Annotated in this window: 10 protein-coding genes; 4 read left to right on the top strand and 6 right to left on the bottom strand. The window is 57.4% G+C overall.

The features are described 5' to 3' along the window. Nucleotides 1-17 precede the first annotated feature (17 nt). Complete coding sequence (locus G516_RS0101645) at nucleotides 18-986, top strand: WD40 repeat domain-containing protein (RefSeq protein ID WP_028292176.1); 969 nt, start codon at nucleotides 18-20, stop codon at nucleotides 984-986. A gap of 7 nt (nucleotides 987-993) precedes the next feature. Here G516_RS0101645 and G516_RS0101640 read toward each other — a convergent pair whose 3' ends face one another. Both G516_RS0101640 and G516_RS0101635 read right to left on the bottom strand, forming a co-directional pair. Continuing rightward, nucleotides 994-1,428, bottom strand: a complete 435-nt coding sequence (locus G516_RS0101640; protein WP_028292175.1) for a DUF4124 domain-containing protein — start codon at nucleotides 1,426-1,428, stop codon at nucleotides 994-996. Nucleotides 1,429-1,565: 137 nt separating this feature from the next. Further along, the gene (locus tag G516_RS0101635) at nucleotides 1,566-3,674 is read right to left on the bottom strand and encodes a TonB-dependent siderophore receptor (RefSeq protein ID WP_051218830.1); all 2,109 of its coding nucleotides are present in this window, start codon (nucleotides 3,672-3,674) and stop codon (nucleotides 1,566-1,568) included. Nucleotides 3,675-4,043: 369 nt separating this feature from the next. Here G516_RS0101635 and G516_RS0101630 point away from each other — a divergent pair, with 369 nt between their 5' ends. Then, on the top strand, nucleotides 4,044-4,781 hold the full coding sequence (locus tag G516_RS0101630; protein ID WP_051218829.1) for a ParA family protein: 738 nt from the start codon (nucleotides 4,044-4,046) through the stop codon (nucleotides 4,779-4,781). On the opposite strand, the gene G516_RS23630 is transcribed toward G516_RS0101630, so the two are convergent. Beyond that, a complete protein-coding gene (locus tag G516_RS23630) occupies nucleotides 4,778-5,407 on the bottom strand; it encodes a TIGR02444 family protein (RefSeq protein WP_051218828.1) in 630 nt (209 codons plus the stop codon). The two genes, G516_RS0101630 and G516_RS23630, sit on opposite strands and share 4 nt — an antisense overlap. A 27-nt stretch (nucleotides 5,408-5,434) precedes the next feature. Here G516_RS23630 and G516_RS0101620 point away from each other — a divergent pair, with 27 nt between their 5' ends. Continuing rightward, nucleotides 5,435-7,348, top strand: coding sequence for an ATP-binding cassette domain-containing protein (locus G516_RS0101620; protein WP_028292172.1), 1,914 nt, complete (start codon nucleotides 5,435-5,437; stop codon nucleotides 7,346-7,348). A gap of 127 nt (nucleotides 7,349-7,475) precedes the next feature. Further along, the gene (locus G516_RS0101615; protein ID WP_051218827.1) at nucleotides 7,476-8,663 is read left to right on the top strand and encodes a PepSY-associated TM helix domain-containing protein; all 1,188 of its coding nucleotides are present in this window, start codon (nucleotides 7,476-7,478) and stop codon (nucleotides 8,661-8,663) included. A 31-nt stretch (nucleotides 8,664-8,694) separates the two neighbouring features. Here G516_RS0101615 and G516_RS0101610 read toward each other — a convergent pair whose 3' ends face one another. The 3 genes from G516_RS0101610 to glmU all read right to left on the bottom strand — a co-directional run bounded on the left by G516_RS0101610 (nucleotide 8,695) and on the right by glmU (nucleotide 12,682). Continuing rightward, a complete protein-coding gene (locus G516_RS0101610) occupies nucleotides 8,695-9,486 on the bottom strand; it encodes a substrate-binding periplasmic protein (protein WP_028292170.1) in 792 nt (263 codons plus the stop codon). A 369-nt stretch (nucleotides 9,487-9,855) separates the two neighbouring features. Next, a complete protein-coding gene (locus tag G516_RS0101605) occupies nucleotides 9,856-11,172 on the bottom strand; it encodes a Na+/H+ antiporter NhaC family protein (protein WP_028292169.1) in 1,317 nt (438 codons plus the stop codon). Nucleotides 11,173-11,323: 151 nt separating this feature from the next. Next, nucleotides 11,324-12,682, bottom strand: coding sequence for a bifunctional UDP-N-acetylglucosamine diphosphorylase/glucosamine-1-phosphate N-acetyltransferase GlmU (glmU, locus tag G516_RS0101600; protein ID WP_051218878.1), 1,359 nt, complete (start codon nucleotides 12,680-12,682; stop codon nucleotides 11,324-11,326). Nucleotides 12,683-12,685: the final 3 nt, after the last annotated feature.

The following is a 12,685-nucleotide window of genomic DNA, read 5'->3' as shown; positions in this document are numbered from 1 at the left end:
GACAGGAGAGTCCCACGATGACGAAAGGCATCGTCAGCCAGCTACTGGGCCTGATTCTGGCTATTGCCGCACTCAGCGGCTGTATGCCACAGGGTGAAAGCCCACAGGATCAACGTGAAGTCGCCCGTCAGGGGCTTTACTCTGCCCGCTTCAGCCACGACGGCAGCTGGCTGTTTGTGGGCAGTTTGCATCATGGCGGCAGCCTTTGGTCCAGCTGGCCACCAGAGCGGCACTTCGACTGGAATCACGCCGAAGGCGCGCAAACCGAAATTCTGGCCAGCGCCTTTTCCAACGACAAACGCTTCGTCGCCACCGCTTCCAATCGCACCATTGTGCTGTGGATTCGCCAAACCGGCGAAGCCTTCAGCTTCTGGAACGCCCCCGGCGATATTCTCGACATTGCCCTGACAGGCACTGGCCGTTACGCCGCGCTGGCCATGCAGGATTATTCCGCCACCATTTTTGATATTCAGAACGGCGGTATTTACCACCGTTTGCAGCATCAGGGGACGGTCTTTGATGTCTCGATTGATGGCAGCGATCGTCTGATCGCCAGTGGCAGCGACGACCTCACGGCACGGGTCTGGCAGCTGGAAAGTGGCAAGGAGTTGCTGCGGCTGCAGCACGGTAATCAGGTCAGAACCGTGGAATTAAGCCGCGATGGCCGCTGGCTGTTTACCTCGGCCATGCGGGAACCCGGCGTCATCTGGGACAGCAGCAGCGGCCGCAAACTGGTCGAGATTGCCAAACCCGCGGGCCACTATTCCGCCGTGAAGTTTTCCCACGATGGTCGTTATCTGCTGACGGGCAGCAGCGATGGTCTGGTCGCTGTCTGGAAAACCAGCGATGGCAGTCTGGTAAAACAATGGAAACTGGGCAGCACGTTCAGCTGGAACCAACCCCGGGTACTGGTGGAAGACGTGGCCTTTGCGGGCTCGTATTACTACGCGGTGACCACCGACGGCCAGCTATTCCGAATGAAATAGCGTTGGATCAGTTCTGCATCAGCGCGTCCATGTCCTTGGTGCGCTGGTTCAGCATTTCTTGAATTTGCTTGGCATCTTCCATCGCCTGCTTGGCCGCCGCAGGGTTCATAAAGGCGTCTTGCGGGGCAATTTTATCTTCCTTGGGCTCGGCCTTGGCCAGAGTTGCCTTCGGTTCAGGGGCTTTGACCGGAGCCAGAATATTAGCCGCGGTATCAATACTGACAGCAATGGCATTGGCACCAGCCGGTGGTTTTTCACCAAAGTGCCAGCTGCCGTTGGCATCCTGCCATTTGTAATAGGTTTGGCGGGTTTGCTCCGTCGACAGTGTGGTGTCGATCATGGCTTCCATCTGCTCGCCCATCTGGCTCTTCATCACATAAGGGAAGGCAAAGGCACCTCCCACAACGATTGCCAGTACGATCCATGTTTTTGTCGATAACATCGGCCTGTTCCCTTGGGCATGTATTTGAGATAGCGTTTTACAGTTCTATACACGCACCAGTGTATCCCAAACCCCAAATACGACAAAGCAGAGCGGCTGCTCTGCTTTGTTGTTCAGGCCAACGCGCAACCTGAATATCAGAAGTCGAACTGAGCCGACAGGGTGACCTTGGTCGGCGCACCCGGCCACAGTTTCAGGGCATTACGGCCACCGCTGTAGTACACCTCGTTGGTCAGGTTGGCGACGGTCAGTGAGTACTTGCTGCTCATGCGCTCGTAGTACAACGCCATGTCCATCACGGTGTAACCCGGCAAGCGCACGCGACTGCCAGATGCCGTACCGGTGTATCGCTCAGACTGGTATTTGGCACCGAAGCTGCCACCAACGAAGCCACCAGCCACCATTTGCGGGTAGTTGTAACGGGTCCATACCGAGCCGGAATGTACCGGTGCAAAGGCCGGTGCGTTGTAGCGGGTATCGGCGTCGGTGGTATCGGTAATGCGAGCATTGACCCAGGCGTAGTTGGCTTGCAGCTGCCACACGTCCGACAGCTGGTACTGACCGTTGAACTCGGCGCCACGACTGTGCACGCTGCCCAGCAGCTCGTTATCACCGGCTTCGTTTTCTTCAACGATGTTGTGTTTGTTGATATCAAAGTACGCCAGTTGCAGGTTCAGGCGCTGATCTTCAGAGGCGTACTTGGCACCCACTTCGTATTGCTCGGCCTGCTCCGGGTCCAGCTGCTCGCCATCGGCGTCCAGCGTGCCCACGGTTTGCGGATCGAAGGACTCGGCGTAGCTGGCGTATACCGAGGTCGTCAGGGTTGGCTGATACACCACACCGGCGTTGTAGTTGGTACTGCTGGTGCGGGTAGCGTCACCGCTGTCGTTATCGATACGGCGGTAATCACCCTGCTGCTGGTCGTAGCGGGCACCGGCAACCAGCGTCCAGGCATCGCTCAGGTATACGCGGTCAAAGGCGTACACACCGGCGTTGTAGAGCTTCCAGCGGCGCATGCTGCCCGGTACATCCGCAATCGATTCGTCTTCCTGATAGTAAACCGGGTCGGCAATGGAAATCGGGGTGCTCGACGTACGCCAATCCAGACGATCGTACTGACGGTATTCGTAACCGCCGTTGATGCCCACCAGCAAATCGTGACGCACAGCGCCATCGAATGACCAGGCCACGCTGGTATCGAGGAAGTGGTAAGCACGACGGTTAAGCTGATGACGGTCACGACGACGCAGGGTGCCATCGCTGTTGACCCGGTTGTTCTCGTAGCGCTGGTTTTCGTCTTCGTGCAGCACGCTGCGCCATTTCACGTTCAGGGTGGCGTCACGGTTCAGCTGCTGAACGTAGGAAACGCCCAATGCGTAGCCTTCATCGCGTTCAAAGTCGCCCGGCTCCTGATAGTAGGTTTCGATTGATTCAACCGAATCCAGGTCAGTGCCATCGGCCAAAGCCAGACCCTGGTCTGCACCGCGTTTCTCGTAGGTGTATTCCAGTTGCACGTCCAGACGGCTGTCGGCCCATACCCGTGAGAAGCTCGGGTACAGGTAACGGGTGTTGGTGTCGACGTAGTCGCGGAAGCTGTTGCTGTGCTCAGCACCACCGATCAGGCGATAGAGGTATTCGCTGTCGTCATCCATGGCACCCGTAACGTCAAACGAGCCGTTGTAACCGCCCTTGTTCTGATTAACGTAGTTCTGGTACGAGACATCCGCTTGTCCGTGAAATTCTGCTTCCGGCTTTTTGGTCACCATGTTGACCATACCGCCTGGCTCCATCAGGCCGTACAGCACCGATGCCGGGCCTTTCAGCACATCGACACGTTCCAGGTTGGCCGTTACCGGCGCACCAAAGCGAGACACCAGACCCGGCAAACCATCGACCTGCACGTTCTGCAAGTCGGCCGACATACCACGGATGGTGAAGGAGTTGGCTGCTTCACCCGAGCGCGATACACCGGCCAGATAGCCGTAGGCCGCTTCCAGCGTGCTGGCTTTCAGGTCTTCCAGCATGGTGTCGTTGATGGTGTTCTGGCTGAATGGCGTCTCCAGCTGGGCAGCTTCCATCTTCAAGGCGGTGCTGGACGATTGTTCGAACCAGGATTGCTGTTTGGCGGTCACCACCAGAGTGTCGACCACGGCGTCAGAATCCGCAGTGGCAGCGTTGTCATCGGCATATGCCAACGATACAGAAGCACTGGCAACAGCCAGTACCAGAAGATGTTTTGAAGTCATAGATACAACCAGAGGAGCAGAAGCGAGCGGGCAGACGCCCTTGAAAACGCGGCAGTTTATACAAATGACAATAATTATCAATTATGTATGAGATTTGATCTTTTTGTCCTGTTTTGAAACATTTGAACAGTATGCTTGCTTCTTGCTCATCGCTCACTGCCGTTCAACCTTGCCGATTCCAACAGAATGTCGGTATTTCTGAGGGCCAGAGGGCAATTTCACGGGAATTTTTCGCGTCAACTTCTAGACTGTTAAAGAGATTCCGGATGCAGGTGGTTGCAATATAAGGGCATTACTGGTTAAAACATAGCCAGCAGAGCACTCGCCATCGCTCATTTTGATCCGGAACGGAACCATCGGTAGACGAGCATGTTGCAAACAGCGGAAGCACAACCAGACGTGCGTGTGATTCAGCACGAACAACCCTTTCGGGTGTTGGTTGCCAACGCCAAGGGTGGCTGTGGCAAAACGACGCTCGCCACCAACCTTGCCAGCCTGTACGCCAGTCAGCACCTCAATACGGCGTTGATCGACTACGACCCGCAGTCATCCGCCACCGAATGGCTGCAAGCCCGCGACCACCTGCTGCCCGCCATTCATGGTGTGGTGGCCTGCAAGGCAGCGCCGGGGCAAGTTACCCGCTCGTTTGATGTACGGGTGCCAAGTGACACCCAGCGCATCATTATTGATACCCCGGCAGGTCTGACCGGCAACGCCCTCAGTGACCGCATTCGCCAGTGCGATGCCGTTATTATTCCGGTGCTGCCCTCCGCCATTGATATTAGGGCCGCCACGACCTTTATTCGCGACATCATGCTGAGCCACAGTTTTCGCCAGACCAGCCGTTCCATTGCCGTTGTTGCCAACCGCACCCGCAAGAACACCCTGGTGTACAACAAGCTGGCGCTGTTTCTGCGCAGTCTGAAGATTCCCTTTATTACGTCGCTACGTGATACCCAAGGCTATGTTCGCACCAGTGAATTGGGACAAGGCATGATTGATGATCCCGGCCGGGACCCAAAAGACGAGGCCCACTGGGAGCCTCTGTTGGAATGGCTGGACGATGTCCACGCCAGTATTGAATTCAAACGCAAGCTGGGGCGTTAATTGTCTCCACTGGGCTGCGAGGCATCGTCCTCGTCGTTCTGCTCCATGTCATCCTGCTCCACGTCGTCGTCAGCAGACTCAACCTCATCGTGATGATCAGCGGCTTTTGCCACCACAAACGCCAGCAAGTTATCCACAAGGGCGTTCATACAAGCCGGTGAGACATCGGCACCATCCAGCTTCAGCACCTGACGCAGGTTTTCCGTCACGCTGTCGCGCAATGGCTCGTCTTCCGGGCATTCATCGGCAAATTCATCCAGCACCACATGCAAACCGGCCATCGCCAGATGCTCGGCTTCCAGTTCAAGGTCCTTGATGCGTTCACGGAACTGGCCACGGACGTCGTCCCGACCGGCCTTGGGCAGGGTTTGTCGAACCCCGCGCAGTGGCTCCACCACCGAGCTGCGCCAGCTCAAATAGCCTTCCAGCGCCAGATCAAAATCCTCGTCGTCGGGCCAGGCACCGTTGTCGGTCGCCAACCACAAGGCACCCAGCAGCAACAGCACGTCGGCACCCTGCTGTTGGCATTCCAACAGAATGGTTTCGGCGTCCTCAAACGGGTAGAAATCCAATGCGAACTGCCACAGTGGGTTGTCCAATGATTCTGTGGCACACTGCGCCGCCATTGCCGCTTCCTTTTGTCGTCGTAAAAAATGATCGAATTTAATCAGGTTTCCCTGCAAAGGGGTACGCAAACCCTACTGAAAAACGCCAGTCTTCGCATTCATGATGGCCAAAAGCTCGCTTTGATCGGTCCCAATGGGGCAGGCAAGTCGAGTCTGTTCGCCCTTTTGAACGGTGAACTGAGTGTAGACGGTGGCGAGCTGGCCTTGCCAGCAAAATGGCGCAAGGCGCACATGGCGCAGGAAGTGGTCGCCACCGACCGCACCGCGCTGGACTACGCCATCGACGGCGACAAGACCTACCGCGAAATCGAAGCCGGCATTGCCAACGCCAAAGACGACAACGAACTGACCCGCTGGCTCGACCAGATGGACCAGCACAAGGGCTACGAAGTACCGGTAAAAGCCGAACAGCTGTTGCACGGTCTGGGCTTTTCACAATCCGATCTCAAGCGTTCGGTAAAAGACTTCTCCGGTGGCTGGCGTATTCGTCTGAATCTGGCTCAGGCGCTGATGATGCCGTCCGACCTGTTGCTGCTGGACGAACCCACCAACCACCTGGATCTGGAAGCGACCCTGTGGCTGGAAGGCTACCTTCGCAAATACCCGGGCACCCTGCTGTTTATTTCCCACGACCGCGATTTCATCGACGGTGTGGCCGATCATATTGTCCACCTGCACGACCAGCAGCTGACCGTGTACCCGGGCAACTACAGCGCCTACGAACGCATTCGTGCCGAAAAACTGGCCCAGCAGCAAGTGCTGTTCGAGAAGCAGCAAACCCGTGTGGCCGAAATCGAAAAGTTTGTTACCCGCTTCAAGGCCAAGGCCTCCAAAGCCAAGCAGGCCCAAAGCCGCTTGAAAGAACTGCAACGGATGGAGCTGATTGCACCGGCCCACGTCGACTCACCATTCCGCTTTGAATTCCCGTGCTACGAAAAGATGTCGACGCCGTTGCTGACGCTGGATCAGGCCGATCTTGGCTATCAATTGCCAGACAGCACCACCAAAACCCTGCTGCCCAACGTTGGCCTGTCGATCGTTCCAGGTCATCGCATCGGCTTGCTGGGGCCCAACGGCGCCGGTAAATCCACGCTGCTGAAAACCCTTTGCGAAGAAATCCCGCTGTTGACCGGCAAGCGTACCCACGGCGAGCACATTCGCATTGGCTATTTTGCCCAGCATCAGCTGGAGTCGCTGGATACCTCGGCCTCCGGCATGCTGATTCTGCAACGCCTGAAGCCCAAGGCCAGCGAACAGGAAATCCGTAACTTCCTCGGTGGTTTTGGCTTCCACGGCGACCGCGCATTGGAAGTGATCGAGCCTTTCTCTGGTGGTGAAAAAGCCCGTATGGCGCTGGCCTGCGTGGCCTGGATGAAGCCTAATCTGCTGATTCTCGACGAACCAACCAACCACCTCGATATCGAGATGCGTGAAGCGTTGACGCTGGCGTTGCAGAACTTCCCCGGCGCCATTTTGATCGTCAGCCACGATCGTCACCTGCTGAAAGCTTCGGTAGACGAATACTGGCTGGTCGATCACGGCAAGGTACAGCCGTTCGATGGCGACCTTGACGACTACCATCATTACCTGAATCAGCGTGAAAACATCGCCGTTACCGACGCATCAGGCTCAGATTCAGGCACCGCCCCGAAAGCGGCTCCAACCGTCGACCGCAAGGAACAGAAACGTCTGGAAGCCGAGCGCCGCCAGCGTCTGGCACCACTGCGCAAGAAACAACAAGCCGCAGAAAAGCTGGTCGAAAAGCTGCAAGGCCAGCTCGACAAGGTCGAAGAGCAATTGGGCGACGCCAGCATCTATGACGACGGTCGCAAGGACGATCTGCGCAAGGCGCTGGAACAGCAAGGCTCCATCAAGAGCCAGCTGGAAGACGCCGAAATGGAATGGATGGACCTCACCGAGCAACTGGAAGACGCTGACTGAGGCGCCGCTCTGCTCTACACAGCTGCTTTGCACCTGCGACAATTGGTCTCACCCCGGTCGCAGGTGCTGACAGTCAGGCTGTTTTACACTGGCGCTTTGAATTTGCCGACCCCAGCCTGCTGTTGTTATGTCCTCCCCCTCACCCCGAAACCCCCGTTCTGGCAAACGCCAATCCCGCCAGCTGTGGCTGACCGTGCACCTGTGGCTGGGACTCAGTGCCGGGCTGCTGTTTGCGCTGATTGGCCTGACCGGCAGCGCGCTGGTGTTTTACCCGGAAATCGACGAGTGGCTGAACCCTCACATTGTGGTGGCTGACGACTGCCAGCCGCAGTCCCTCGACGTGATTTACCAGAGCCTGTTGGCAGCCCATCCCGAACGCTCGTCCGGTTGGCGACTGGAGATGCCATCGGCGCAGCAGTCAGCCCTGACCGCCCGTTATATGAAACCGGCAGAAACTGCAGGCGAGACCTTCGCCCCTTTGCTGGTATCCATTAATCCCTGCACGCTTGAGCAAACCCCGAGGTTTTGGGGCCAGACTCTGATGACCTGGATCTATCAGCTGCACTTTGAGCTGCTGGTCGACCTGCCCGGCCGTTTGATCGTCGCCGTGGTCGGCGTTCTGGCGCTGATCTCAACCCTGTCGGGCTTGTATCTGTGGTGGCCCAGCCATTGGCGCAAGTGGCCGCAAGCACTGCGTTGGCGGCCTTCCGGCCACCCGGTTCGCAATAACCTGCAACTGCACAATCTGGCAGCGCTCTACAGTTTGCCGGTGGTACTGGGGCTGATTGTGACGGGCGTGATTCTGGCGCAACCGGGCTGGTTCCAACCGGCCACCGGTGCGCTGTTACCGAGCCGTCCTACGCCGGATCTGACCGCGGCACTCGCACAGACATCACCATCAACAGAAACAGAAACACCCAGACAGCCGCCGATCAGCCTGGAACAGGTACTGACAATCACCCGCCAGACACTGCCCGGCGGTGATATCCGCTGGCTCTACCTGCCAGCAGACCCAGCCGGCGTTGTGATGGTAAGGGTGTATATGGATCAGTTCAGCCAAGGAGAAGCCAGCTACCGGTTCGCCAACAACAAGCTCTGGATCGATCGCCGCAGCGGCGAGGTAATAGCACAACGCCGCGTTGCCGACGCCCGTGCTGGCGACCTATTCTGGCAGTGGCTGCACCCGCTCCACAACGGAGAGGTGTTTGGCCTGTTGGGCCGGATGCTGGTGTTTGTTAGCGGCCTGGTGCCCGCACTGTTGTGCTGGACTGGCTGGGTTCGCTGGCGGCAAAAACGCCGCGCCCGGCTTCAATAAATCCACTAGCTCCAGCTCAAATAGCTCCAGGTCAGAACTCCAGTCGTCCCTCGTGGTAACGGCTCTTGATACCGTAATCCTGCTGGATACGCTCGGCCCACTGAGTAGCAATGGCTTCAAAGATGCCCTGCTGACGCAGCTGCTCAGCGGCGTCCTGCCAGGCTTTGGCAGTGGTTTCGGAGGTGCCCGAGCGCGACATCATCAGGTAGACGTCATTCGAGCGCCGACGGTACAGCTCCTCGAATTGCTGGCAATCGACGGCCAGCCGCAGGCATTCGTGAGCCATGCCCAATGGCTCGAAGAACAAGGCTGAAATGCGCTGGCTTTGCAGCTTGCGCACATTAAGACCATGACGCGCCACCGCCACCAGATTGTCGAAGCCGTTCTGGTGGAGGAATTTTTCACGCACATCGCCGCGTACTACCCCAATGCTATCGAGCCGACGGGCCTCTTCAACATGACCAAACGGCATCAACCGGCCCTTGAGGCCATACAGCACCCAGGGCTTGTTCAGCACCGGCGTGATCATATGGTATTTCTGCTCGCGTTCGGGAGTACGGGTAAAGCCCAGCAGCAGTACATTGGGCTGGGTATCGGCCATCTCTAACGCCCGTTGCTCGGGCATCATGACAATGTGGTCGCGGTTGCCCAGCTGGGTTTGCATGGCCCGCACCAGATCAATCACATAGCCATCCAGCGTACCAACGTCATTGCGAAAGCTGGCCGGTGGCTCGTCCACCGCAATGATGGTCAGTGGCGCTGCCAAAACCGGCAACGCCAGACAACACAGCAGAATCAGGCTGTAACGGACGCGAGAGAACATACAGGCACACTCCACCCTAAACAAAAAGCTAAGGACCCTCTGAATAACTCTGCACAGCTCTGCGCGAGTCCTGCAGGTTGTCAGAACAAGGCGGCGAATGCAGCGGAATGACGAGTCCTTTCCAAGTTCGCCAACACCGTTCTGGCGGGCTGCAGGCAGCACCCTACGGGGAAGACAGGGCATTGCTGACTCTGTGTCGCTGATTTTTGACTTGACCCGTCAGGCCTACAAATCAGCTTCGTGATTCAGCGTCGCCCTGTCATCCAGAGCGGGCACTGAGTTATTCAGAGGGTCCCTAATGATCAAAAGCTGAGAACCAAAAGCTTTAGCCTAGTCGCAAATGTGCCCGTGTGCCTTGCAGGAAGGGAATCAGGCCTGTTTAGCCGGTCTTGGCCAGCCCAGCACGACCGACAGCAGCAACATCAGTCCCAAGGCCCAGCAATAGCCAACTGAACCAACCAGCATCAGTGGTGACAGGCCAGCAATCGACGCGGCCAACAGCATCTGCGCACCGTAAGGCAGAATGCCCTGAATCACACAGGAAGCGATGTCCATCAAACTGGCGCTGCGACGCGGATCAACCTGATAGCGCTCGGCAATGTCCTTGGCCAGACTGCCGGAAATCAGAATTGCCACGGTGTTATTGGCCGTACAGGCGTTCGACAACAGCACGCTCGCCACAATACTGGTTTCGCCCAGACGACGGTTGCCACTGTTGGCGGCCACCCGGCTGAAGCGATCAATCTGATTGGCAATCCAGTTGAGGCCGCCCTCCGACTTCATCAGCGCCCCCAAACCACCAATCAACAACGACAGAATCAGGATTTCCTGCATGCCGGTGTAGCCGGCGTAAATATCGGCCGACCACTGCTGCACGGTGTAATCCGGCACATTGATCAAACCAATCACACCAGAGAGGAAAATACCGGTTAGCAGCACCACCAGAACATTCAGGCCGGACACCGCCAGAATCAGTACCACGGCATAGGGCAATACACTGATCAGACTGCTGGTCATCGGCTCAACCGGCACCTCGCCGCTGCCCTGGAAGAACAGCCAGACCAATGTCAGCAGCGCCGCAGGCAAGGCAATGCGGAAGTTCAGGCGGAATTTGTCTTTCATACTGCAACCCTGGGTGCGAGTCGCGGCAATGGTGGTATCGGAGATGATCGACAGGTTATCACCGAACATGGCACCGCCCATCACAGTACCCACGGTCAATGGCAAGGCCATGCCAGTGGCATCACTCAAACCCACTGCAATCGGAGCCACCGCGGCGATGGTACCCATCGAAGTCCCCATCGCCGTCGCCATTAACGCCGTAACAACAAACAAGCCCGGCAGCACCAGCATGGATGGCACCAGCTCAAGGCTCCAGTGCACCGCCGCTTCGACACCGCCAATGGCCTTGCCCATGCTGGCAAAACCACCCGCTAGCAAGAAGATCAGCAACATGGTGACGATGGTCTGGTCACCACAGCCTTTGATGAAGGTTTCAACACGTTCGTTGATGGAGCCGCGGGCCAACAGCAGCGCCAGCACAATGGCAGGCAGAATGGCGACCGGTGCGGAGATTTTGTAGAAAGCAAAGTCGGCACCTTGCAGTTGGTAGTACACACCACTGCCAATAAACAGGGCCAGAAACAGCAGCATGGGCAGCAGCGCCCAGGGAGAAGATCGGGTCATGGAATCACTCGCTTGTTAACTATTGGCGGCGATTCTACGGATTAAAAAAGCGAAGAATAATATCTTTTGGTTATGAGTAAATAGCAGTGAAATCGCCCCCTGAAACATCATTCAAAGGGCGAAAAACAACTGAATTGAGCCGAATAAGGCGTTATGACTTTTTGGTTGGTCGCTGCCAGCCATCAATGTTGCGTTGCTTGCCTCGCGCCACGGCCAGTTGGTTGTCATCCACCTTGCTGGTAATGACCGAACCGGCGGCAATGGTGGCACCAGCGCCTACTTCCACCGGAGCGACCAGCGCCGAGTTGGAACCAATAAAGGCGTTGTCGCCAATGCGAGTCAGCGACTTGTTCACACCGTCGTAGTTACAGGTGATGGTACCAGCACCGACGTTAACGCCTTCACCGACGTCGGCATCGCCAATGTAGCTCAGGTGATTGACCTTGGAACCGGCGCCAATGCGAGCTTTTTTCACTTCGCAGAAGTTACCTACGCGGGCGCCGGTATCGAGATCGGCGCCCGGACGCAGGCGAGCGTAAGGGCCGATGTTACAGCCTTCGGCGAGGCTGGCATTGTCGATGTGGCTGTAGGCTTCGATGCGGCTACCAGCGGAGATTTCGCTGTCGCGCACCACGCAGTAAGGGCCGATATGAACACCGTTGCCCAGAATCACATGGCCTTCGAACACACAGCCAACGTCGATAAATACATCCGAACCAACCACCAGTGAGCCGCGTACATCCAGTCGTGCCGGATCGGCCAGGGCAACACCCAGCCGCATCAGGTCGTCAGCCTGGGTCGCCTGATACACACGCTCCAGGGTTGCCAGTTGCAGGCGGTCGTTAACCCCTTGCACTTCAAACTCGCTGGACGGGTGTTCGGCCACCACTTCAACGCCTTCTGCCACCGCCAGTGCCACAATGTCGGTCAGGTAGTATTCACCCTGAGCATTGTTGGACGACAACTGCGGCAACCAGCGCTTCAGGTGCTTGGCCGAGACCGCCAGAATGCCGGTGTTTACTTCACGAATCTGGCGCTCGGCTTCGCTGGCGTCTTTCTGCTCAACAATGGCCTGTACCTCTCCAGCGGCATTACGCACGATGCGGCCGTAACCGGTCGGGTTATCCAGTTCAATGGTCAGCAAGACCAGTGCGCCGGCGTTGTTCGCGCTTTCGTTGTCATCAGAAACAGCCGTTTTCGCCAGCAAACCGGCCAGGGTTTGTGGCGCGATCAAGGGCACATCGCCATACAACACCAACACCACGGCGTCGTCATCAACGTTGGGCATGGCCTGCGCCACGGCGTGACCAGTGCCTTTTTGTTCCGCCTGTACCGCCCACTGCACCGGGTAATCACCGGCTTTACCGATGACGTCGCGGACGCTGTCAGCACCGTGACCAATCACCACATGCTGCTCCGCCCCCTGCAACTGCCCGGCGCTGTCGAGCACATGCTGCAGCATGGGCTTGCCGGCCAGTGTGTGCAGCACTTTTGGCAGTTCGGACTTCATCCG

The organism is Oceanobacter kriegii DSM 6294, from assembly GCF_000422845.1.
GTDB lineage: Bacteria > Pseudomonadota > Gammaproteobacteria > Pseudomonadales > Oceanobacteraceae > Oceanobacter > Oceanobacter kriegii.
This window is presented reverse-complemented; position numbering and strand designations above follow the sequence as displayed.